Raw genomic sequence first — 23,310 nt, forward strand, 5'->3', positions numbered from 1 at the left:
TGGCGCTTTAGGATCAGGCTAAAGGGGATCGCGCCCTTTTGTAAATGCTGCAATCAGCAGATCATCCCGCAAGAAAGGCGTCGATCTCGGCCCGGTGTGGCATCGACGCAGCGGCACCGGGGCGCGTCACGGAAATGCCCGCGACCGCACAGCCAAAGCGAAGCGCCTGCTCGATTGCCTGCCCCTCGGCCAAGGCCGTGGCCAGCCCTCCGTTAAAGGCATCCCCTGCCCCCGTGGTTTCCTTCACAGGACCGGGCGCGCGGGCGGGCACGTGAATGCTTTTGCCACCTTTGCGATACAGGACCCCCTTTTCGCCCAGCGTGATGATCGCTGCCCCAACGCCACGGGCAATCAGCGCATCTGCTGCCGCTTCGGCCTCTGCCCTTGTTGTCACAGGCAGGCCCGTAAGCCCCTCAGCCTCGGATTCATTTGGGGTGATGATATCCACCAGAGACAGCATCGCATCCGTCAAATCCGTTGCGGGTGCAGGGTTCAAAATCGTGGTGACGCCAGCCGCCCTTGCAACGCGAAGCCCCTCTTCGGCGGCATCAAGCGGTTGTTCCAATTGCGTCAGAAACACGCCAGCGCCTTGGATCAGAGCCGCGTTTGTCTGAATGTCACCCACTGAAATGCGACCCGCCGCACCGGGGCAAACAATGATCGCATTCTGTCCTGTGCCTTCTTCAAGGAAGATGAAGGCCGACCCGGTATGGCTTTCTGCATCTTCGATCACATGCGGCGTCACGCCCGCACTGGCCCAAACACCACGCGCCATCAGGCCGAAATCATCGGCCCCAAGGCGGGTGATCATATGCACATCACCGCCCGCCCGACCTGCGGCCACTGCCTGATTGGAGCCCTTGCCTCCGGGGCCAAGATGGAACCCGGCCCCCATGATGGTTTCGCCCAGCCGTGGCAGCCGTGCCGCGCGATAGGCTGCATCGGCGTTAAAAATCCCCAAGACGACAATCGGCTTTCCCATGGATCAAGCCTCCGGCGGGATCACGCCCTTGCGGAACATGAAGCAGCCATAGAATCGACGCTCGCCTGTCTGGATGACCGCATAGGCCCCCTTCGCCAGATCATAGAACGCGAAGCGCTCCACCCCCGGAATGGGCCGGTCAGCCCCTTCTGCGGCGTTGACCTTGGCCTGAACCTCGCGCTGAACATCCGGCACGGCGGACGGATCGCCCACCACTTGCATCCGGCCTGCGAAATCATCGACGAATGTATCCAGCGGCAAAACCGAAAGGATCGCTTCGGCCGCTTCAGCCGAGGTCAGATTTTCCATCCGCAAGAGATGCCCAACTGTCGTGTGGCGCGACAGGCTGTCGGCCGGAAAGTTCGTGTCCACAAGCACCAGATAGTCGCCATGCCCCATGGCCCGCAGCGCGCCCAAGACTTCGGCATTCAGCCTGTTATCAATGCCTTTCAGCATGTCCGCCTCCCCCTTTTTGATGACGTCACCCTGCCCAAAGCCCTACTCCTCCGCAAGAGACATTCCAGATCATGCCGAAGTCGTTTCTACCTCGGAATGTGGCTCGTCCGGGGCATCGGGCAAGGCATCCAGCCCGATTGCGCGCGCCGCATGGTCTGCCAAGCCGCGCCCTGCCTGTGACATGGTCAGATAAGTATGCGTGGCGCCTGCCGCCTTAAGCCGGTCAAGATGGCTTTCATAAAGGGCATGGCTGATGATCGGCCCCTCATACCCCTTGCGCCGCATTGCACGGGCGGCGGCTTCCTTGGCCTCTAGATTGTCCATCGCAAGGATCACCGCACGCAGCGACGAACAATCCAAGGCCCGCCAGAAGGCTGCATCTTCCACATCGGCAAAAAGCGCATTGCGCCCTTCGGCCCGCATCGCCTGAACCCGGTAGGTATCGGCATCTATCCCAACCACGCGGTCCGTGACGGCCAAAAGACTGTCATAAGCCGCGCTTCCCGTGCGCCCCATACCCAGAACCATGACCTGAGCATTGCCCAGATTGGTCGGCAATTCATCGCGGTGCACTCGACGTGGATCAAAGCGCTGCAGCCAAGGCTCAAGCCGATCATAAATGGCCTGCGCTGCATGGTTAAAAGGGGCCGCAAGAACAAAGGACAAGCTGACGGTCAGCGCCAGCGGCACCAGCCATTCCGGCAAGGCCCGCGCTGCCACGATCAGGCCGAATTCGCTATAGGCCGACAGACTGACCGCCGCCAGAAACGCGCTGCGCGCCCGCAGCCGGAAAAGGATCAGGATAAAGAAGAACAAGACGCCCTTGGCTGGCAGCAGAGCCAGGAAGGCCAGCGCCCAGGCAAGGTCAGACCATCCCGGCAGGCCCGACATGCCGATTTGCAGGAAAAACCCGACAAGGAAGATTTCCTTCAACCCCCACAGACTTTCCGACAATTCCTTGGCGCGGGGATGCGAGGACAGCATCAACCCCATGACCAGCGCCCCGATCTCGGACGACAGGCCCATCGCCTGAAACCCCATCCCGCCCAAGACAAGTGCCAGCATCATGCCCATCAGAACCAAAAGCTCGTCATGGCCCGTGAAGTCCAAAAGCTTGTGCAAGATCGGGCGCAACAGCGGCAGGGCAAAGACGCCCAGCGCCCAAAGGTTCGGCGTCTGACCGGCCCAGATCGCCAAGACGATCAGTGCGATCAGGTCTTGGACGATCAGCACACCAATCGTCGTTCGGCCATAAAACGTGCCAAGATCGCGTTTGGATTCCAGTATTTTCGCCGAGAACACGGTCGAGGAGAAAGACAAGGCAACCGCAAGCATCAGCGCCGTGGCGGGCACTAGCCCGGTGATCAGAACCAAACCGCCCGAAAGGACGGCGGTGGTCACCGCAAAGTGCAGAAGACCGCCCCCCAGAACCTGAGGCTGAGCCACCTGCGAGAGCTTCAGCTTCAGCCCGACCGCGAACATCAACAACAGCACGCCCAGATGGGAAACATGCTTCAGGATGTCATGCGCTTCGTCCGGAAGACCAAGTTCAAAGCCAACCAGATTGACCGCAAACCCGGCCCCCAGAAACCCCACCATCGGGGGCAATCCGATCTGCCTGACGGCCAGACCGAAGAAAAAGGCAAAGGTAATGCAGACAACCTCGAACATTGATCGCCGAAGTCAGCCCTTATCGTCTTTCGACGCGGCCGCACGGGCCTCTGCCGCCGCCTTCATCCGCTCAAGCAGGTCTTGCTTGGCCGGGGCTGCGCCAAAGGGATTCTTCTTTGACCCTTTTTGGTTGTGTTCCCGATGCTTGGGTGTGCCCTTCATCGCCTTCGGATTGCCCGACTTGCCGTAATCCATGATCCAGCCCCTTCAATTAGCCGCTTCTTCTCGTCATGCCTTAAGGTCGGTGTATCCGCAAGGCAAAGCGCAGTGGCAGCTTTCGTTCAATTTTCGTTCACATGGTCAAAATCGTGCCAATCTTTTCAGCACGTCTGTTTGTGAAAAAATTGTTACCGACTCGGTTTAGATGGCTTGCGAGACTCGCCAAGCCGTCGCTACAGTTCTGTCACAAATCCGCGCAGGCGGCCCCGTGAACAGGTGTGGGGCGCAATGACAAGCGGGTAGTCATTTAGCAACCGGGAGTGTTCCTATGACCATCAAGAAAATTCTGGGCTCAACCGTCAGCTTCGCCATTTTGATGTCGGCCACCGCCGCGTCGGCGCAGTCGATTGACGAGCTGTACGAAGCAGCCAAGGCAGAAGGCATGCTGACCACCATCGCCTTGCCGCATGACTGGTGCGGATATGGCGGCGTGATCGAAGGCTTCAAGGCCAAGTATCCTGGCATTGAAGTCAACGAACTGAACCCGGACGCGGGTTCGGCTGACGAAATCGAAGCCATCAAGGCCAACAAGGACAATACCGGCCCGCAGGCCCCGGACGTGATCGACGTGGGTCTGGCCTTTGGCCCGTCCTCCAAGGAAGAAGGCCTGATCCAGCCTTACAAGGTTGCGACCTGGGACGAAATTCCGGCCGACATAAAGGATGCCGACGGCTACTGGTATGGCGACTATTATGGCGTCATGTCGATGATCGTGAACAAGGATCTGGTCGAAAACACGCCAGCAGACTGGGCCGACCTGATGAAGCCGGAATATGCGGGCAGCGTTGCCCTGGCCGGTGACCCACGCGCCTCGAACCAGGCGATCCTGGGTGTGATGGCGGCTGGTATGTCCTCGGGCGCCGAGCCCGGCGAAGCTGCAGGCAAGGCGGGTCTTGATTACTTCAAGGCGCTGAATGATGCGGGCAACTTCGTTCCGGTCATCGGCAAGGCCGGTACGCTGGCACAAGGCACCACGCCCATCGTCATCGCATGGGACTATAACGCCCTTGCTTGGAAAGACACTCTGGCTGGCAACCCGCCGGTTGAAATCGTCGTTCCGTCGACTGGCGTTCTCGCTGGCGTCTACGTTCAGGCGATCAGCGCCTATGCCCCGCACCCGAACGCGGCCAAGCTGTGGATGGAATACCTTTACAGCGATGAAGGTCAGCTTGGCTGGCTGAAGGGCTATTGCCACCCGGCACGCTTCAACGCGATGGCTGCTGCTGGCAAGATCCCGCAGGAACTCTTGGACGCTCTGCCGCCTGCCGCCGCCTATGAAAAGGCCGTGTTCCCGACCATTGATCAGGTCAACGCGAACAAGGCTGCTGTCACCGGCGGCTGGGATGCAACGGTCGGCGCGAACGTCGAATAATCTGCCCTAACCCCGCCCGCCCCCGGAACGCTCTGGGGGCGGGCCTGCCTTTTTTGACAGGGTCCGCCAGAGACCCGCAGCAACAAGGGAAACCCGATGCCAAATGCCCCGAAAGGGACGGGCATGCGCCTGCCATTGAAATGGCTTGGCCTTGTGCCTTTCTTGCTGTTCGCGCTTCTGTTCCTGATCCTGCCCACGATGAAAATCGTGATCGGCGCATTTCAGGCCCAAGATGGCAGCTTTACCCTGCAAAACATGATCGACTTGAACACAGACTCGATCCGCAATGCCTATTGGACCTCGATCAAGCTGTCGGTCATCACCGCGCTTTTGGGTGGCGCTGTCGGCTTTGCAATGGCTGCCGCAATTGTCTTTGGCGGATTGCCAAAACGCATTCGCAGCCCCCTGCTCACCTTCTCGGGCGTGGCGTCAAACTTTGCCGGCGTGCCGCTGGCCTTTGCGTTCATCGCAACCCTTGGCCCTGTCGGCCTGATCACCCTTTGGCTCAAGACCAATTTCGGCATCAATCTGCGGGCGATGGGGTTCAACCTTCTGTCCTTCTGGGGCTTGGTGATCACCTATCTTTTCTTCCAGATCCCGCTGATGATCCTGATCATTACTCCGGCTTTGGACGGTCTGAAAAAAGAATGGCGCGAAGCCGCCGCTGTCTTGGGTGCGACAGGCGCGCAATATTGGCGGATGGTCGCGCTGCCGATCCTCTTCCCGTCTCTCTTGGGCACCTTCGCCCTGCTTTTCGCCAATGCCTTCGGGGCTGTGGCGACGGCATTTGCACTGACGGGCCCACAACTGAACATCGTCCCGATCAAGCTTTTCGCGCAAATCCGTGGGGACGTCTTGGGCAACCCCAATCTGGGCTATGCGCTGGCTTTTGGCATGATCCTGATCACGGCCTGCGCCAATTTCCTCTACATCTGGCTGCGGATCCGGTCCGAGAGGTGGCTGAAATGACAAAGTTTTTCGCTTGGGTCGCGCTGCTTTTCGGCTGCCTTTATTTCCTTCTGCCCTTGGTGGGCATGACCGAATTCAGCCTGAAGATGCGGCGCGGGGTCTATTCATTTGACGCCTACCGCAAAGTGTTTGAAGATCCGGCCTTCTGGGCAACCTTTGGCTATTCGCTTGCCCTTGCCGCCGCCACCATCGTGGTCGGTGTGCTGCTGGTCGTGCCAACCGCCTATTGGGTCCGACTGAAACTGCCGCAGGCGCGGCCCTACGTCGAATTCATCACGCTTCTGCCTCTGGTCATTCCGGCCATCGTCGTGGTCTTTGGCTATATCAGACTATACAACACCTCCAGCTTCCTGCCCCTCACAGGGTCGGCCTTTGGCACGGATTTCCTGCTGACCATGGGCTACACCACCTTGGCCTTGCCCTACATGTACCGCTCGGTCGACACCGGCCTGCGCACCATCGACGTGGCCACCCTGACCGAGGCCGCGCAAAGCCTTGGTGCGGGTTGGGTCACCATTCTGGCCCGCGTCATTCTCCCGAATGTCATGGTGGCGGTCCTGTCCGGCGCCTTCCTGACACTGGCCATCGTCATGGGCGAATTCACCATGGCCGCGCTTTTGAACCGCCCTGCCTTTGGGCCCTATATGCAACTCTTGGGTGCCAACCGCGCCTATGAACCGCCGGCGCTGGCCGTGATCGCCTTTGCCATCACTTGGGGCTGCATGGGTCTGATGCAGCTGGTCACCCGCTTTGCCAAACACGAAAGGGCCAAGGCCTGATGTCCTTCCTTACACTCACCCATCTGGAAAAGACCTTCGGGCAGAACCGCGTCGTCAAGGACTTCAACCTTGATGTGGCAAAGGGCGAATTCATCTCGCTGCTTGGCCCCTCGGGCTGCGGCAAGACCACGGTTTTGCGTATGGTTGCGGGCTTTGAAACGCCGACCTCGGGCAGCATCGTGATCGACGGGCAAGAGGTGACAAGCCTAAAGCCCAACAACCGAAATATCGGAATGATGTTTCAGGCCTATGCCCTGTTTCCGAACCTGACCGTGGCCGAAAACGTGGCCTTCGGGCTTAAGGTCAAGGGCGTTGCCAAAGCCGACCGAGAGGCCCGCGTGGTGGAGATGCTCAAGCTGATCGGCCTGTCCGATCTGGGCGGCCGCTATCCGTTCCAGCTTTCCGGTGGTCAGCAGCAGCGGGTTGCCTTGGCACGGGCACTCGCCCCCCGTCCCCGCGTTTTGCTGCTTGATGAACCGCTCTCGGCTCTGGATGCCAAAGTCCGCGTCTCGCTTCGCAACGAAATCCGCGAAATTCAGCAGGAACTGGGCATCACCACCATCTTCGTGACCCATGACCAAGAAGAAGCGATGAGCATTTCAGACCGCATCGTCGTGATGAATGCCGGAATCGCCGATCAGGTCGGCACCCCGTTCGAAATCTACAACCGCCCGACCACCCGCTTTGTCGCGAATTTCGTGGGCACGCTGAACACCTTTGATGTCACATCAGATGGTACAAACCGTGTGCTGCTTGATAGCCATGCCCTCTCGCTTCCGGAAACCGTCGGCGGGCCAAATGCCTCCATCGCCCTGCGCCCCGAGGCGCTGCGCCTTGGTCGCGCAGAGGGCTATGAAACAGTGCTTCCGGCAACGATCAGCGAGGTCCATTTCATGGGCTCGATCATTCGCCTTGTCGCCACGATGGCCGGAACGCAAGTCTCGCTCGACACGTTCAACCGCGCCGATCAACCGCCACCGAAACCGGGACAATCCGTCGAAATCAGCCTTTCGGGTAAGGATGCCATCCTGCTCAAAGGCTGATCGCCCGGCGCTTCACTTGCCGCCAGCGCGGCTTCTGCAATCCCTCGGGCCAAGTCGTCCAGCTTGATCGGTTTTGCCACCACCGTCGCAAAACCGGCCTGACGATAGCTTTCAAGATGGTGGGTCATCGCATTTGCCGTGACCGCGATAGCAGGTGGCAACGCGACCTTTCCAGACTTCTCACGCAGTTCCTGCAGCGCCGTAATCCCGTCCTTCCCAGGCATCGAAATATCCAAGAGCAAGATGTCAAACGCACCGGGTTTCCACAGGTCGACCGCCTCATCGCCATTGCTGGCAAAAGTGGTGACAACCCCCAACCGCGCCAACATGGACCGCAGGATGATCTGATTTGTCGCATTATCCTCGGCAACCAAAGCCCGCATCGCCCTGCCTTCGGGCAAAGCTACGGGGCGTTCCGCAGTTGGCTTCCGCTCTGCTACGACCGCGCGCGGCATCGGCAATTCGATGGTCAACGTGGTCCCTTGCCCCTTCACGCTGTCCAGAGCGACTTTTCCCTTCATCAGATCAACCAACCTGCGCAGGATGCTAAGCCCCAGTCCGGTGCCGCCGAATTTGCGGGTGATCGTGCCGTCGGCTTGGGTGAATTCGTCAAACACCCGCCCGGTTTCCTCCAGCGTCATGCCGATGCCCGTGTCTTGGATGGAAAAGCGCACCACATCACCGGGCATAAGAGCCGCCTGCAAAGTCACCGATCCCCGTTCGGTGAACTTCACAGCGTTGCTCAGGGCGTTGTGAAGGATCTGTGTCAGGCGCTGCCGGTCCCCAAGCCGCGGCTCAGCCAGCCGCGGATCGACGATCACCTTCAGCGCCACGTTCTTTCGCGCCGCAACGACCGTATGCACATCCCCAACATCGTGGCAAATCTCGGCCAGATCCAACGGTCGGGTCTGCAATTCAACATTGCCGCTTTCGACTTTGGCCAGATCCAGAATGTCATTCACGATGCCAAGCAGATGGTCAGCCGAGGTTCGGATGGTGGCAAGCATCTCACGCCGCTCCTCCGCAGACTCGTCGCCAGTCATCAGTTCCACCATCCCAAGAACGCCGTTCAAGGGCGTGCGCAGTTCATGGCTCATATTGGCGAGAAACTGCGACTTTGCCCGGTTCGCGGCCTCTGCCCTCTCGCGGGCCTCGCGCAAACGTTCTTCGGCCATCGCCGCATCGGTAATGTCTGTCACCGTCAGAACAGCGCGCACGTCTTGCGTGGCTTCTTGCGTCCGCGCCCCATTGATGGACAAGACCTTCCGTCGACCATCCTTCAGGTTCAGACGAAGGCGCACATCGCGCACCCTACCAACCTTGGCGTCCAGACAAATCTTGCAGGGCATGTCGTCCAGCGTGATGGACTCGCCGTTGGCCCCGGTCAGCCCAAGGATCGTCGGATCACAGATCTGCCCTTGCAGCGCCTCGATCGGGATTTCCAGTTGCTGGGCCACTTCGGCATTGCAAAAGATCACCCGTCCATCTTCGTCCACAGCGATCACCCCTGAAACAGAGGTCTGCATCAGCTGAGCAAGGAAATCCCGTTCCGCCTCGATCACCATTTCAAGGTGCTTTCGACCGCTGATATCCAGATGAACCCCTGACATGATCAGCGGTTTGCCGTCGTCATCCCATGCCGTAACGCGGCCGCGCGACAGCACCCAGACCCAATGGCCATCCTTATGGCGCAAGCGCAATTCATAACTGAATTGCCAAATCTGCTGGTCAAATCCCACCGTCTGACGGTGATGGAGATCTTCGAAATCGTCTGGATGAACCACCGTCTTCCACTTTTCCAGCGTCATCGGCTCCAACTCGGCGCGGGTATGACCCAGCATTTCGGCCCAACGGTCATTGATGATGTTTTCGCCAGTGCTGACATTGAATTGCCAAGTCCCAACCTCAGCTCCATCAATGATGTCTTCCAGACGCTGCTCGGTCTCTTTCAGGGCCGAAAAATCGACATGAACCCCGGCCATGCGGGCCGGTTTGCCGTCTGCCGTCCAGCCGCTGATCCGCCCACGATCATTGATCCAGACCCAATGCCCATCGGCATGACGCATCCGGTAATTGTGGTCATATTGGCTTAGTTCGCCAGACAGAAGCTTGTCCACACTGGCGCTGACCTCGGCTACATCCTGCGGGTGGATCAATCCCCGCCATGTTGCCGAGGTAATAGGTTGCAGATCTTCGATCTCTCGTCCCAACATTGTTGCCCAGCGGCGATTGACGATATTTACCCCTGTCGCAAGGTCCACTTCCCATGTGCCGGCCTGCGATCCCTCGATCACATCTGAAAGCCTGCGCTGGGCCAGCACTTCTTCGGTGACGTCGATCCGCAACCCCACACGCCCGACTTGCGGCACCGCGACCTCGATCACACGGACGAACCGTCCGCTTTTCAGTTCCGTCAACCGCTCAAAGCGCCGCTCTTTTCGGCGCCGCTCGACTTCGGCAATAAACGCTTCCTCACGCCCGACTGCCTCGGGGAACATTCCACGCCGAATGCCCTCGTTCAGAATATCGACGTGACGCATCCCGACCGTGAACAGGTCTTCCATGCCCGGAAAGATCCGCCGCATGTTGTCATTACAAAGGGCCACGCGGTCCTCAGAGTCAAACAGGACAAATCCATGCGGCAAGGCCTCAAGGGCGGCATCCAGTTCCGCGCGCGCCTGAACAGCCGCGTCCCGATGCGCCTTGGCCTCCGAAATCGCCTGCTGCTGAGAGGTAACATCTTCGACCAAAAGCCAAACCCAGCGCGCCTTATCGGGACCGGGCCATGATATGCCCCGCACCACGACCGAACAGACCGATCCATCCGGGCGCTCAAAACTGCTGAGCACGGGGCCAAAGCGGTCTTCCTGCAAGAGGGATCGCAAAGCGTGGCGACGGATCTGGCGGGCCGATGCCGGCATGATGCGCCGCAATCCACGACCCAAAACTTCGTCTGGCTGCCAACGGCCAAAGTCGAGAAAGGCCTTGTTGGCGTTCAGAACCTTTCCACTGTCGAAATCCAGCAAGATCACCCCAATCGGGGATAGGTCAAACAGGGCCTGCATCAGGGTAGACCGCCGATCAAGCCGGGTCTCTGCCTCCCGCTTCGACGTCTCCGCGCTTATCAGCCGCGCGACCAAATCTCCTTCTTCCAGCTGTTGGTGCAGCAGCCCCAAGGCTGCATGGGCATAGCGTTCAAAGGCTTCTCTGACAGGCTGCGAAAATGCAACGGATCGATCAGCAAAGAACTGGGCCGCGCCAAAGTTCAAAAGAGGCTTCCCGGCGAAATCCGGGCCAAAACGATGCGCCCCCAATTGCACCCGCAAGGCGCACCCCAGACGAAACGAAATCGCCTCTAGGCCGCGATTCACGACAGAGCCCACACCCAGCGTTCCGGCCTTTGACAACTCCAGTCCGGCATCAAGGATCGAAAGCATCAGGCGGTGATCGTCACCCAAACCGCCGGCCCCCAAAGCTTCGGGCAGAGTCTCGGTTCCCAAGCTGTCACCCTGCATTCCAGACACCCACCCTTCAACACGGCCAAGGAGCCAGCTTCAAGTGTGAACGCTTAACGGCCCCCGCGCAACCATAAGTAGTTCACGAGGACCGTATGAATCGTTAACGCCGCCCGTAATACAGCCCAACCACATGCTCGGCTTCTGCAAAAAAAAGCCAGCGCTGAGCAAAAGCACCCAAAAGATGCGCAGACAAAGCAACGGCGACGCTCAGCCAGCCAGCGCTGAACAGGACAATCACAGCCGGAGCCACGACCGAAGCAAGGAAAGCGATGTTACGCAGTTTCTGTGCATGTCGCCGCCCGACAACATAGATCATCTCATGCAGAAGATAATTCCCGCCGGTATGGGGCAGTTCAAAGACCGAAACATCCCCGCCGCGCCCCAAGCCCGTGGCCGTCCCCATGGTCGAGCCTGATCTGGCAAAAGCCTGATCCCCGCTTTGCCAATGCCACAGGATCGCAACCGCCAGTCCGGTTAGCGCCAGCAACGCGGGCCATTTCAGCCCCGCCAAAAGGAACGTTCCGGCGATTGTATAGGCGAAAAAGACGACAGGAACCGAGGGGTGATGCCAACGCGGAACGGCCCGGATCTGCGCATAGATCATCGAGGTCGAGGTGATGGCAAGCCCCGCCGCGATCACGCCCAGCCAACCCGATAACCGCGGCCAGCCCAAGCCCAGCCAGTCTGACAGCGCCACAGGGGCCATCAGAACCAGTGTCGCAACAGCAGACCACGCCTCCCGGCTCAGCCAGCTAGACCGCCATTGCGTAAAGGCCAAAAGCGCCCGCTGCGGGTTGCCCAAATGAAAGGCCGCGGAAATCAGGCCCGCACCAGCCAGAGCGAACCCGATCCCCCAGTGCAGAAACGCGGGCAATCCAACGGGCGGGGCGATAATGGCCAACAAGGCCAGATAGCCAAAGCCCAAACCCGAAAGAACGGTGAAGATGATGACGGAAGGCGCTGGATTCATTCAAATCTTCCCAAGTATCTTGTCAAGCCAGCCAGCCACTCCACTGGCGCGGACATCCAGCAAAGGCGCCAGAAGGCTGGCTTGGTCGGGCCGATCCTTCGGACGCGGCGGCAAGTATTTATTGGTGGGTCTCGTGCCCTGCTCAGGCATCAAATCCATTCCGCCACGCGCCGCGACCAATTTTGAAACCTTGCTTTCGGGATCAGAGAGATCCCCGAAATGCCGCGCCCCTGTCGGGCAGGTGCGAACGCAGGCGGGCTCCCTGTCTTCTTCGGGCAGGTTTTCATTGTAAATCCGGTCCACACAGAGTGTGCATTTCTTCATCACGCCAGCATCCTGGTCCAACTCGCGCGCGCCATAGGGGCAGGCCCAGGCGCAGAGCCCGCAGCCAATGCAGGCATCTTCATTGACCAAGACGATGCCATCTTCCACCCGCTTGTAGCTCGCCCCCGTCGGGCAGACCGTGACGCAAGGCGCGTCTGCGCAATGCAGACAGGACCGCGGAAAATTGACCGTTTGTGCGGGGCCCACATCGGGGGCCACCTGATAGCTATGCACACGATTCAAGAACACCCCGGAAGGATCTGATCCGTAAGGGTTTTGATCCGAAAGCGGCACACCGTAGCCTTGGTCGTTCCAGCCTTTGCAGGCGGTCACGCAGGCGTGGCAGCCGACGCAGGTATCAAGGTCGATCACAAGCCCCAAGGCCTTGTCGGTCTTTCCCGGCAAACAGGTCATCTTTCTCCCCCGCAAATTCCTTCAAAGGAATTTGCAAAATTCTTCAAAGAATTTTGCGCGCTCATCTGCGCCGTTCCCCTTTCGGCACGACCCTCGGAACGGGACCGAAAGAAGGTTCCGACCGCTCTCGCGGCCCAACCCTTTCAATCCGCACACGAAGGTCGAACCATGCGGCCTGTCCAGTCACCGGATCGGAATTGCTGTAGCGCATCCCATCGCCCTTTGGCGGCAGCAATTCGGAAATCAGATGGTTCAACAGGAACCCTTCCGTCGCCTCCGGCGCGCCCTCATCCAAGGCCCATGCCGCCTTGCGCTTGCCAATCGCGTTCCATGTCCAGACGGTCTCGGAATTCAGGCCCGCCATATGGGCAACCGGCACCACGATCTCGGCATGGGGCGAATTCACACGCGCATAGTCGCCCTCTTGAAACCCTTCTGCTTCCCAGATCTTGGTCGGAAGGAACAAGGCGTTCTTTCCATGGATCTGGCGCAGCCACGCATTCTGGCTGCCCCAACTGTGATACATTGCCATCGGGCGCTGCGTCAGGGCATGGATCGGATAGTCGGACTCGGCCACGTCGCCAAAGGGCGCATACCACAGCGGCAGCGGGTCCATCGCCAGCTTCAATTGCGCCCGCAGATGCTCGGGCGGCTGCTGATAGCCATGCCCCTCGGCGGCCAGTTGGAACCGACGCATCGGTTCAGACCAGATGTTGAACAGATAGGGCTGCGGGCTGTCGAACAGACCCACCGCAACCGCCCAATCCTGATAGGCCGCATTCCACGGTTTGTAGAACCCGGCTCCTTCCGGCACATGCGCCTGATAGAACCCGCCATTCGCGATATAGCGTTGCAACTGCTCCGGGTTCGGATCGCCCCGCCCCTCGGCACTGCCATCGGCGCCCCGGAACCCGATCAGCGGCCCCACACCGGGCCTGCGCTGGTGGTTCACCATGTAATCGGCATAGTCGCGGAATTTCGGGCTGCCATCTTCCTTGATCATCGGCGCAAGACCCAACCGCGCCCCAAGATCCAAAAGCACCGACTGGAACCCCCGCACATCGCGGTCTGGCTTGACCACCGGCCAGCGGATCGCATCGCCTGCCGCCTCTGGCTCGCTCACCGGGCGGTCCAGCATACTGATACAATCATGCCGCTCCAGATAGGTCGTATCGGGCAAGATCAGATCGGCATAGGCCACCATCTCGCTGGCATAAGCGTCCGAATAGATGATCCGCGGGATCACATACTCCCCGTCCTCGCCCTTGTCGGTCAGCATCTGCATGACCTGCGCGGTATTCATTGACGAATTCCACGCCATATTGGCCATATACAGGAACAGCGTATCAATCCGATACGGGTCGCCGGCATGGGCATTGGGGATCAGCATATGCATCAACCCATGGGCCGAAAACGGGTTTTCCCATGTGAACGCCTTGTCGATCCGCGCAGGCGTGCCATCCTCTTTGATCGCAAGTTGATCCGGCCCGCGGACATAACCCAGATGCGGCCCTGACAAGGGCTTGCCCGGCACCGTCACCCAATGAGGCGTCGGATGCGCCTCTACCGGCTTTGGATAGGGCGGCTTCATCCGCCAGCTTCCGGGCGTCTCCACCGCACCCAGCACGATCTGCAACAAATGCAGCGCCCGCGCGGTCTGGAACCCGTTCGAATGCGCCGAAATCCCCCGCATCGCATGGAACGAAACCGGGCGACCAACCATCTTGTCATGCTGATTGCCACGGAAATCGACCCAAGGCTGATCCAGTTCAATCGCCTGATTGAACGCCACATCGGCCAGTTCTGCCGCCAACTGCCGGATGCGCAGGGCCGAAACACCACAGCGCGCTGCCACGGTTTCGGGCGCGTAATCGGGCGAAAGATACCGTTCCGCCATATGATGGAAAACGGTCCGATGGCCTTCCCAAACCGCCCCCAGGTCCGGCTCAACCCCCTTGCCATCCCATGGCGCGGGCTGGCCCGTCCGCCGGTCAATCACAAAGGGCTGGGCTTCGGCATTTTTCACGAACAGCCCCTTTTCGGGGCCTTCCGTGCTGTTCACCAGATAGCCTGCATTTGTGAACTGGGCGAGATAGTCCAGATCAACCTTGCCCGCTTCCAGAAGGCAATGGATCAGCGACAGGATCAACAGACCATCCGTGCCCGGCGTGATGCCAACCCAATCATCGGCCACGGCATTATAGCCCGACCGGATCGGATTGACGCCAATCATCCGCGCCCCCTGCGCCTTGAGCTTGCCAATGCCAATCTTGATCGGGTTGCTGTCATGGTCTTCAGCCACACCGAACAGCACAAACAGCTTTGAGCGATCCCAATCGGGCGCGCCAAATTCCCAAAACGCGCCACCCAGCGTGTAAATTCCTGCCGCCGCCATATTGACAGAACAGAAACCGCCATGCGCGGCATAATTCGGCGTGCCAAAAGCCTGCGCCCACCATCCGGTAAAGCTTTGGCTCTGATCGCGGCCTGTGAAAAAGGCCAGCTTTTCCGGGGCAGTCTCGCGCAGCGGCTTCAACCATGACACCGCAAGTTCCAAGGCCTCATCCCAGGAAATTTCCTCGAATGCCCCCGACCCGCGCGGCCCAACGCGCTTGAGTGGTGCCCGCAACCGGCTCGGCGCGGTCACCTGCATGATGCCCGAGGCCCCCTTGGCGCAAAGCACACCCTTGTTGATCGGATGGTCGCGGTTTCCCTCGATATAGCTCACGCGACCTGACTTCAGATGCACGTTAATCCCGCAGCGGCAGGCGCACATATAGCACGTCGTTTTCCGGATCTCGTCCGAAACCGGCGGCGAGACATTTATGCGCGGCTGGTTCATTCCCGCCTCTCCCTTCGGGCCTTTTCGACCTCACCCTTGCTGGCCACCCCGCCCCTGTCCACCACCTTCAGAAGAACTGAAGTCATGATGCCATTGGCTTGATCCACGGGATCTTTCCGCCCCGCTTCGCCCGCAAGGAAAGCTATATCAATCATGTATCAATTCACCACAGGGGTCCAGCCCCTTTGCGACATCATCGGTCTGCCAGCGGCACAAAAGCGCGATCCTCCGGGCCGTTATACAGCGTCAGCGGGCGGATCAGGATGTTCCCGGCCAATTGCTCGCGGCACTGCGCCACCCAGCCGGGCACGCGGCCAATCGCGAATATCGGCACATAAAGATCCATCGGAATTCCATGCAGCTGATAGGCGACGCCCGCATAGAAATCGACATTCACGTTCAGCCCATGCCGCGCATAGGGCTTCATCGCTTCGACCACGGCCTGCAAAATCTCATACCATTCCGGCGCGCCCATCTCTTCGCCTAGACGGCGCACACCTTCGCGCATGTGGCGGGCGCGGGGGTCCTCGGTCCGGTAGACTCGATGGCCAAAACCCGTTACCGCCTCTTTCGCGGCGCGCTTTGCCTTCACATAATCTGCCGCACGATCGGGCAACCCGATTTCGCGCACCATCTTCATCACGTCTTCCGCAGCCCCGCCATGCGCGGGGCCAGCCAAGGTGGACAGCGCCGTCACCACGGCCCCATGCAAATTGGCCTCTGTCCCCACCGTCACTCTTGCGGCAAAACTTGACGCGTTCGCCCCATGTTCGGCATGCAGGATCATGTCCACATCCGCGAGTTTCGCCGCATCAGCCGAAGGGTCTTCGCCCTTCAGCATCCTGAGCCAATTCGCCGCGTGGCCCAGTTCCGGCGATGGCGCGGTTGGCGTCCGCCCCGACCGGATCGCATGATGCGCGGCCACGATCATCGGCACTTGCGCCGTCAGGCGAATACCGTTTTCCAGAAATCCCGCATCACTTGCATCCTGCGAAGCGGGCTCCAACGCCGCCAAGGCCGAGACGCAGGTCCGCAGCACATCCATCGGATGCCCCGCCTTGATCTGTTCGATGATCGCGAAAACCTCGGATGGCAGCACCCGCGCCGCTGCCAGCCGCGCTTTGAAGGTCGCAAGTTCCGCCCCATTCGGCAACTCGCCCAACATGATCAGATGCGCCACCTCTTCAAACGTGGCCTGCGTCGCAAGATCATGGATCGAATAGCCGCGATAGGTCAGCTTTCCCGCCGTTCCGTCGATATCCGAAATCGCGGATCGTTCGAAATATACCCCTTTCAGCCCGCGATTTATCTTGATGTCTTCGCTCATGCGCTTAGCCTCCCGTCAAAACTCAAAGGGAAAAAAATGTCCGTTCTCGAACGCGCCCGCCGGGTCGCAAAAGACTGCAACGCCCGCATCGTCTTTCCCGAATCCCACGATCCCCGCGTTGCCGCCGCCATGGCGGAACTCGCTGCCGAAGGGTTGGCGACGCCGTTGCCCTTGGCAGAGGTGACCGACGCCCAATTGCAGGCCCTTGTCGCCGCCCGCGGGCTGAAAGAGGCGCTTGCCCGCAAGATGCTGGACAAACCCCTGATCCGCGCCGCCGCCATGGTCGCGGCGGGCGAGGCCGATGCCATGGTCGCAGGCGCCGATAGCCCGACGAAAAAGGTGATCGAGGCCGCAGGCCTTGCCATTGGTCTGGCCGAAGGCGTTACCCTGCCCTCCTCCTTCTTCCTGATGCGGATGGCAGACGGGCGCGAAATGATCTGGGCCGATTGCGCGGTGAATGTCGCGCCCGATGCCGCAGGCCTTGCCGCCATCGCCCGCGCCTCTGCCTCCACGGCGCAAGCCCTGCTGGGGACGGCCCGTGTGGCGCTTTTGTCCTTTTCCACCGGCACCAGCGGCACAGGCCCTTCGGTCGATGCCGTCCGCGCCGCGGCCGAGGCAACAGGTTTCGCAGGCCCCCTGCAGGCCGATGCCGCGCTGAACGCCACCATCGCCGCCAAGAAGGGTGCGGCCTTTACCGACCCGAATGTTCTTATCTTTCCGTCGCTTGATGCGGGGAACATCGCGTACAAGCTGGCGCAGGAACTTGCCGGCGCGCAGGCCATCGGCCCCTTTCTGCAAGGCTTTCGCAAACCGGTTTGCGATCTGTCACGCGGAGCCTCGACCAAAGATATCGTCGCCTCAGCCCTCGTCACCCTCGCCCTGGCATAACCCCCGCTCATACGGCCTCCATCAGGCGCAGCGCATCGGCGGCGATCATCCGCTCCTCCTCGGCGGGCACGACCCAGACCCCAACATTCGAGCTTTCGGCGTGTAGCCGTGCCTTGCCTGCGTGGTTGGCGTCGGGGTTCATCCGCACGCCCAGCCATTCCAGCCCCCGCAAAATCCGCGCCCGCACGCCCAAGGCGTTTTCACCAATGCCGCCGGTAAAGGCGATGGCATCCAACCCTTCCATTGCCGCAATCAGGCTGCCCGCATGGCGCAGCGACCAATAGCAGAAATGCTCAATCGCAAAGGCACTGTCCGCTGACGGGTCCAGCATCAGCTTGCGCATGTCTGACGTCCCGCCCGACAGCCCCAGCAAGCCGCTTTCATGGTTCAGAATGGCCTTCGTGCGCTCCAGCCCGTTCTCCTCCACCAGCCGCAGCACAGCATTGGCATCAATCCCGCCCGACCGTGTGCCCATTGTCAGCCCATCCAGCGGCGAATAACCCATGGTCGTCGCCACCGATTTTCCGTTCAAAATCGCGCAAAGCGACGCCCCGTTACCCAAATGAAAGGCCAACAGGCGCGACGGCAGCGGCTGGCCCGAAACCTCGGGCAAGCGCCGCACCAAAGACGCATAGGAAAGCCCATGAAACCCATAGCGCCGAATGCCTTGGGTCTCGGCCATGCGCGGAATTGCATAGCGCGTGGCAACCTCGGGGTTGGTGGCGTGGAACGAGGTGTCAAAGCTCGCAAATTGCGGAAGGTCCGGTACCAGTTCCGTCAGACGGTCAATGGCCGCCAAGGTATGCGGGTTGTGCAAAGGCGCCAGCGGAGAGCAGGCCGCAATCTCGGCCCGCACGTCCGGCGTCAACCGCTGTGCCTCGGTCAGCCGCTTGCCCCCATGCACCACCCGATGTGCCGCGGCACTCAGCCTGCTTGCCGGAAATCCCTCACGCTCCAAGGCGCTCAGGATCGCATCCAAAGCCGCCCGATGATCTGATAAACGGCAGGCTTCCTTCCGCCCGGCCATGCCCAGAACCGACGCGCCGCCAATCTCGGACGTAAGGCCCGAAACCCGCTCGCCCAAATCGTCTCCAAACACGGCAAATTTGATCGACGACGACCCGGCATTTAGAACCAACAGGTCAGCCACGACCCTGATCCTTGTGAAATTCCATCATTTTACACGTGCAAAACCCGAAATTATGGGCATTGGCTTGCACTTTTCGAACATTTTTTATCATGCCAGTGACTTCCACAGACCAGCCAGCGACAAGAACGCCAAAAGCAGGATCGCGAATTTGCGAAAGTCTTGAGGCGTCGCGGCGCTGAACCTGCGCCCACCGGCCCAAAGCCCTGCAAGCATGAAGGGAAGCCCGTAAGCCGTTGCAAGAAAACTGTCTTTCGTAATTTGTCCTGCCTGCCACAGCACCGGCAGCGACCACAGGTCCAACGCGGTGAAATAGGCAATCACCGTCGCCCGAAAGACCACCGGAGCCACGCCTTGCGCCGTGAAAAACACGGCAACAGGCAATCCCCCCACGGCTGCGCCATTGGCCAGACCGGAAATGACACCCACGCACACATGGGCCGCGCCCCCTTGGGACGCAATTTTCCACCCCGCCCACAGCAGCCCGCACATGACCAAGACAAAGCCCGAAAGAAAGGCCCGCCCCAGATCGACGCCCACGGCTTGAATGGTCCAAACCCCCAAAGGCACCCCAACAAGGCAGCCCAGAAACAGGGTCCGAACCCGCGCCCAATCAATATGCGCCCAGATGCCCCTCGCTTGCCCCAGCGTCATGAAAATATCGGCCAGGATCACCACGGCGACAAAGGGGAACGGGTCGGTCACCAGCGCGGCAAAGCTCATCACCAAGGCGGCAAAGCCAAAGCCGGAATAGCCGCGGACATAGCCCGCGACCACCATGCCAAAGGCAACCAAAGCGGCCTCTCCGCCGGAAAGGCCAAAGGGCAGCATCAGACGACCTGCGGCCGCATATCGGCCTTGGAAATCCCGGCCACCGCAACCGGCTTTTTCATCGCATCGCGGCGGAAAGGCTCCCCCAATTCCTGATTGATCAGTGCCTCGATCAGCGTGGTCTTGCCCGCTTTCTGATCGGCCAAGGCCTGCGTCAGGGCCGCGCGCAACTCCTCCATCGTCTTCGCCTGCACACCCTGCAATCCGCAAGCCCGCGCGATCCCGGCATAAGACACGCCCTCATCCAACTCGGTTCCCACGAAATTGTCGTCAAACCACAGCGTCGAGTTCCGCTTTTCCGCGCCCCACTGATAGTTGCGGAACACGACCATCGTGATCGCGGGCCATTCCGGGCGGCCAATCGCTGTCAGTTCCGTCACCGCGATGCCAAAGGCCCCATCCCCCGCAAAACCAACCACGGGCGTATCGGGGCAACCGATCTTTGCGCCGATGATCGAGGGCAGCCCATAGCCGCAAGGCCCGAACAGGCCCGGAGCCAGATATTTCCGCCCCGCCTCAAAGGTCGGATAGGCGTTTCCGATCGCGCAATTGTTGCCGATATCGCTGGAAATGATCGCCTCTTTCGGCAGCGCCGACTGGATCGCGCGCCACGCCATGCGCGGGCTCATCCATTCCGGCTTTGCAGCACGGGCGCGCTGGTTCCAGCTGGTGCCCGGATCATCATCTTCATGATCCATCGACGAAAGCTGCTGCGCCCATGCCGATTTCGTCTGCGCAATCAGCGCCTTGCGTTCTGCCCGTCCGGCATCGCCCGCAGTGCCTGACAGCCGCGACAAGATCCCCTCGGCCACCGCCTTGGCATCGCCCACGATCCCGACCGAAACCTTTTTCGTCAGACCAATCCGGTTCGGGTTGATGTCCACCTGAATGATCTTGGCCTCTTTCGGCCAATAATCCAGCCCATAGCCCGGCAGGGTCGAGAACGGGTTCAACCGCGTCCCCAGCGCCAGGACCACGTCGGCCTGTCGGATCAGCTCCATCCCGGCCTTGCTGCCATTGTACCCCAATGGCCCGGCGAACAGAGGGTGCGAACCGGGGAAAGCATCATTATGCTGATAGCCCACGCAAACCGGCGCATCCAACCGCTCAGCGAGTTTCATGCTGGCCGGGATGGCCCCGCCAATCACCACGCCCGCACCATTCAGAATGACCGGGAACTTTGCGCTCGAAAGCAGCTCGGCCGCCTGATCCAGCGCCGCAGCGCCGCCTTGCGGGCGCTCGAATTCCACAATCGCAGGCAGGTCAATATCAATCACCTGCGTAAAGAAATCGCGCGGGAAGTTGATCTGCGCCGGGGCCGATTGCCGCCGCGCCTGAAGGATCACACGGTTCAGCACCTCGGCCGTGCGGCTTGGGTCGCGCACTTCTTCCTGATAGCAGACCATGTCCTTGAACAGCGCCATCTGCTCGACTTCCTGGAAACCGCCCTGCCCGATCGTCTTGTTCGCGGCTTGCGGCGTGACCAGCAGCAGCGGCGTGTGGTTCCAATAGGCGGTCTTTACCGCCGTCACGAAATTGGTGATGCCGGGGCCGTTCTGGGCAATCATCATGCTCATCTTGCCGCTGGCGCGGGTATAGCCGTCGGCCATCATCCCGCCGCTGCCCTCATGGGCGCAGTCCCAGAACTGGATTCCCGCCTTGGGGAACAGGTCCGAAATCGGCATGAAGGCCGAACCGATGATGCCAAAGGCATGTTCGATTCCATGCATTTGCAGCACTTTGACAAAGGCTTCTTCGGTGGTCATGCGCATTGGCGTTAGGCTCCGGCTAGGGGTCGGGGTCAAAAGGATCTGGCGCACAGCTTATCCATGCACAGCCCCCCCGCTTAGGGCCAGAGTATTCGCGAAATTATAGCCAGTTTGCACGAAACGCCCGAATGAGGATCAAACCCCCTCTCTGCACAGGGGGTGTACGGGGGGTGCACACAGGGTGGCATCGCGATTTTAAACTGATTCTGGACCTATCCACGCACCTCGCGCAGCTTGGCCGCAATCCGCGCAACGCCTTCGGGGATCTTTGCGGGCGCAATCGAAGAATAGGCCAAGCGATAGAAATTCCGGCTGCTGCGGGCGGGGTGGAAAAAGGCCCGCCCCGCCTCGATCAACACACCCCTCTCGCGCAGCCGTAAGGCCAGTTCTTCGGTGTCCACACCCTCGGGCGCCCGCATCCAGATCGACGATCCGCCAAAGCCGCCTTGCCCCGCCACCACCAGTCCATGTTCGGCAATGGCCTCTTCCATCATCTGCCGCCGCCGCCGAAACGCGGTCTTCATCCGGTTCACCAGCGCATCATAGTGACCATCGGCCAGAAAATAGGCGACCGTGCGTTGGATATGCCCCGGCGGATGCCGCAGAACCAAGGCCCGCAGGGCGCGCGCCTCGGCAATGAAACTGGGGCTTGCCACCAGATAGCCCAGACGCAAGCCCGGAAAGATGCTTTTGGAAAACGACCCGGCATAGACAACGCGCCCCTCGCGATCCAATGACTTCAAGGCAGGCGCCACGGGCTTCAGGAACGACATCTCGAATTCGTAATCGTCTTCGACAATCACAAACCCCTTGCGGCTGGCGGCTTCAATCAGGCCTGCTCGCCGCGTCACGGGCATGGTCGCATTGGTCGGGCATTGATGCGATGGCGTTGTAAACACCACATCCGTGCCGTCTGGTAAACGGTCAGGCGGCAGGCCGAATTCATCCACATCCACTGGCAAAATCTCGGCGCCCGAAGGTTCAAGAATTGCCCTAAGCCCCGGATATCCGGGGTTTTCTACAACCGCCCTTTTGCCTGCACCCAACAAGACTTGCGCCGCAATCCACAGCGCATTTTGCGCGCCAAGCGTCAGCAACACCTCTTCTGCGCGGGCCGCAATCCCCCGGCGCGGTAGGATCGTGCGCAAGACATGTTCGATCAAAACCGGATCGTCTCGTTCATAGTAATCGCTGGTCAGCGCCGCAAAATCACGCTTGCCCAGCGCGCGCAACGCACATTGCCGCCAGTTCTGATGGTCAAACAGCGTGGCATCGGCCTGCCCGTAAATGAAGGGATAGGGGTAGCGCTCCCAATCTTCGGGCTTTGTCACTCGCGCCAGACGCGAAAACCGCCCCCCGGTCAGGGCAGTGAAATCCACCGCCTCATCGCGCGTGGGGGCCATCGGAAATTCTGGCGCACGCGGGGCCGTGTCTGACACATAGTACCCCGACCGGCCGCGGGCCATCAGGTAATCCGATGACACCAGATCGGCATAGGCCAGGGTCACCGTGATCCGACTGACACCCAGATGTTCGGCCAATCCGCGGGACGATGGCATCTTTTCTCCGGGCCGCAACCGACCCGCCAAAATGCCCTGCACCACCATCGCGCGGATACGCCCCTGAAGCGTTCCGCTGCCCTCGTCGGGCAGGAAAAAGGCCTCGGCTGGAATGGTCATCGGCACGACTCGCGCATTTGGATTTAAGTCCAGATACAGCGCCTTTCCGCGCCCCCGCGCAAGGCTTTTGCGAAATCGCAATCCCTTGCCGCTAGACTGGCGTCGAATGA

General features: G+C 60.4%; 18 protein-coding genes. 5 read left to right on the forward strand and 13 right to left on the reverse strand.

From position 1 onward, the window contains the following. Positions 1 to 61 precede the first annotated feature (61 nt). From ACSBLW_RS05940 to ACSBLW_RS05955, 4 genes are all read right to left on the reverse strand, one after another. Positions 62 to 982 (reverse strand): ribokinase, encoded by a 921-nt coding sequence (locus ACSBLW_RS05940; protein WP_435259310.1) that lies wholly within the window; start codon positions 980 to 982, stop codon positions 62 to 64. A 3-nt stretch (positions 983 to 985) separates the two neighbouring features. Then, positions 986 to 1,438, reverse strand: a complete 453-nt coding sequence (locus ACSBLW_RS05945; protein ID WP_435259311.1) for an RbsD/FucU family protein — start codon at positions 1,436 to 1,438, stop codon at positions 986 to 988. A 69-nt stretch (positions 1,439 to 1,507) separates the two neighbouring features. After that, positions 1,508 to 3,109, reverse strand: coding sequence for a cation:proton antiporter domain-containing protein (locus ACSBLW_RS05950; RefSeq protein WP_435259312.1), 1,602 nt, complete (start codon positions 3,107 to 3,109; stop codon positions 1,508 to 1,510). 12 nt (positions 3,110 to 3,121) lie between these two features. Next, a complete protein-coding gene (locus ACSBLW_RS05955) occupies positions 3,122 to 3,304 on the reverse strand; it encodes a hypothetical protein (RefSeq protein ID WP_435259313.1) in 183 nt (60 codons plus the stop codon). 292 nt (positions 3,305 to 3,596) lie between these two features. Between ACSBLW_RS05955 and ACSBLW_RS05960 the strand changes: the two genes are divergently transcribed. The 4 genes from ACSBLW_RS05960 (at position 3,597) to ACSBLW_RS05975 (ending at position 7,491) form a co-directional block, all read left to right on the forward strand. Beyond that, entirely contained in the window at positions 3,597 to 4,700 is a 1,104-nt protein-coding gene (locus tag ACSBLW_RS05960) for an ABC transporter substrate-binding protein (RefSeq protein WP_435259314.1), read from the forward strand. A 123-nt stretch (positions 4,701 to 4,823) separates the two neighbouring features. After that, positions 4,824 to 5,669, forward strand: a complete 846-nt coding sequence (locus tag ACSBLW_RS05965) for an ABC transporter permease (RefSeq protein ID WP_435259315.1) — start codon at positions 4,824 to 4,826, stop codon at positions 5,667 to 5,669. Beyond that, a complete protein-coding gene (locus ACSBLW_RS05970) occupies positions 5,666 to 6,448 on the forward strand; it encodes an ABC transporter permease (RefSeq protein WP_435259316.1) in 783 nt (260 codons plus the stop codon). The genes ACSBLW_RS05965 and ACSBLW_RS05970 overlap by 4 nt, the downstream gene beginning before the upstream one ends. Beyond that, the gene (locus ACSBLW_RS05975; RefSeq protein ID WP_435259317.1) at positions 6,448 to 7,491 is read left to right on the forward strand and encodes an ABC transporter ATP-binding protein; all 1,044 of its coding nucleotides are present in this window, start codon (positions 6,448 to 6,450) and stop codon (positions 7,489 to 7,491) included. The genes ACSBLW_RS05970 and ACSBLW_RS05975 overlap by 1 nt, the downstream gene beginning before the upstream one ends. On the opposite strand, the gene ACSBLW_RS05980 is transcribed toward ACSBLW_RS05975, so the two are convergent. From ACSBLW_RS05980 to ACSBLW_RS06000, 5 genes are all read right to left on the reverse strand, one after another. Beyond that, complete coding sequence (locus ACSBLW_RS05980; RefSeq protein ID WP_435259318.1) at positions 7,416 to 11,006, reverse strand: PAS domain S-box protein; 3,591 nt, start codon at positions 11,004 to 11,006, stop codon at positions 7,416 to 7,418. The genes ACSBLW_RS05975 and ACSBLW_RS05980 overlap by 76 nt on opposite strands. A gap of 103 nt (positions 11,007 to 11,109) precedes the next feature. After that, on the reverse strand, positions 11,110 to 11,979 hold the full coding sequence (locus ACSBLW_RS05985) for a dimethyl sulfoxide reductase anchor subunit family protein (protein WP_435259319.1): 870 nt from the start codon (positions 11,977 to 11,979) through the stop codon (positions 11,110 to 11,112). Beyond that, positions 11,980 to 12,717, reverse strand: coding sequence for a 4Fe-4S dicluster domain-containing protein (locus ACSBLW_RS05990; protein WP_435259320.1), 738 nt, complete (start codon positions 12,715 to 12,717; stop codon positions 11,980 to 11,982). Between the two features lie 61 nt (positions 12,718 to 12,778). Continuing rightward, positions 12,779 to 15,559: a molybdopterin oxidoreductase family protein gene (locus tag ACSBLW_RS05995; RefSeq protein ID WP_435259321.1), complete on the reverse strand. Its 2,781-nt coding sequence runs from the start codon at positions 15,557 to 15,559 to the stop codon at positions 12,779 to 12,781. A gap of 193 nt (positions 15,560 to 15,752) precedes the next feature. Further along, positions 15,753 to 16,886, reverse strand: coding sequence for a citrate/2-methylcitrate synthase (locus tag ACSBLW_RS06000; protein WP_435259322.1), 1,134 nt, complete (start codon positions 16,884 to 16,886; stop codon positions 15,753 to 15,755). 36 nt (positions 16,887 to 16,922) lie between these two features. Between ACSBLW_RS06000 and ACSBLW_RS06005 the strand changes: the two genes are divergently transcribed. Continuing rightward, positions 16,923 to 17,774 (forward strand): phosphate acyltransferase, encoded by an 852-nt coding sequence (locus ACSBLW_RS06005; RefSeq protein WP_435259323.1) that lies wholly within the window; start codon positions 16,923 to 16,925, stop codon positions 17,772 to 17,774. A 7-nt stretch (positions 17,775 to 17,781) separates the two neighbouring features. Here ACSBLW_RS06005 and ACSBLW_RS06010 read toward each other — a convergent pair whose 3' ends face one another. From ACSBLW_RS06010 to ACSBLW_RS06025, 4 genes are all read right to left on the reverse strand, one after another. After that, a complete protein-coding gene (locus ACSBLW_RS06010) occupies positions 17,782 to 18,924 on the reverse strand; it encodes an acetate/propionate family kinase (RefSeq protein WP_435259324.1) in 1,143 nt (380 codons plus the stop codon). A gap of 87 nt (positions 18,925 to 19,011) precedes the next feature. After that, positions 19,012 to 19,752, reverse strand: a complete 741-nt coding sequence (locus tag ACSBLW_RS06015) for a sulfite exporter TauE/SafE family protein (RefSeq protein ID WP_435259325.1) — start codon at positions 19,750 to 19,752, stop codon at positions 19,012 to 19,014. Next, positions 19,752 to 21,524 (reverse strand): sulfoacetaldehyde acetyltransferase, encoded by a 1,773-nt coding sequence (xsc, locus tag ACSBLW_RS06020; protein WP_435259326.1) that lies wholly within the window; start codon positions 21,522 to 21,524, stop codon positions 19,752 to 19,754. The genes ACSBLW_RS06015 and xsc overlap by 1 nt, the downstream gene beginning before the upstream one ends. A gap of 209 nt (positions 21,525 to 21,733) precedes the next feature. After that, positions 21,734 to 23,281, reverse strand: coding sequence for a PLP-dependent aminotransferase family protein (locus ACSBLW_RS06025; protein WP_435259327.1), 1,548 nt, complete (start codon positions 23,279 to 23,281; stop codon positions 21,734 to 21,736). Positions 23,282 to 23,310 lie beyond the last annotated feature (29 nt).

The sequence above is a fragment of the Thioclava sp. FR2 genome, assembly GCF_051200875.1.
GTDB lineage: Bacteria > Pseudomonadota > Alphaproteobacteria > Rhodobacterales > Rhodobacteraceae > Pseudotabrizicola.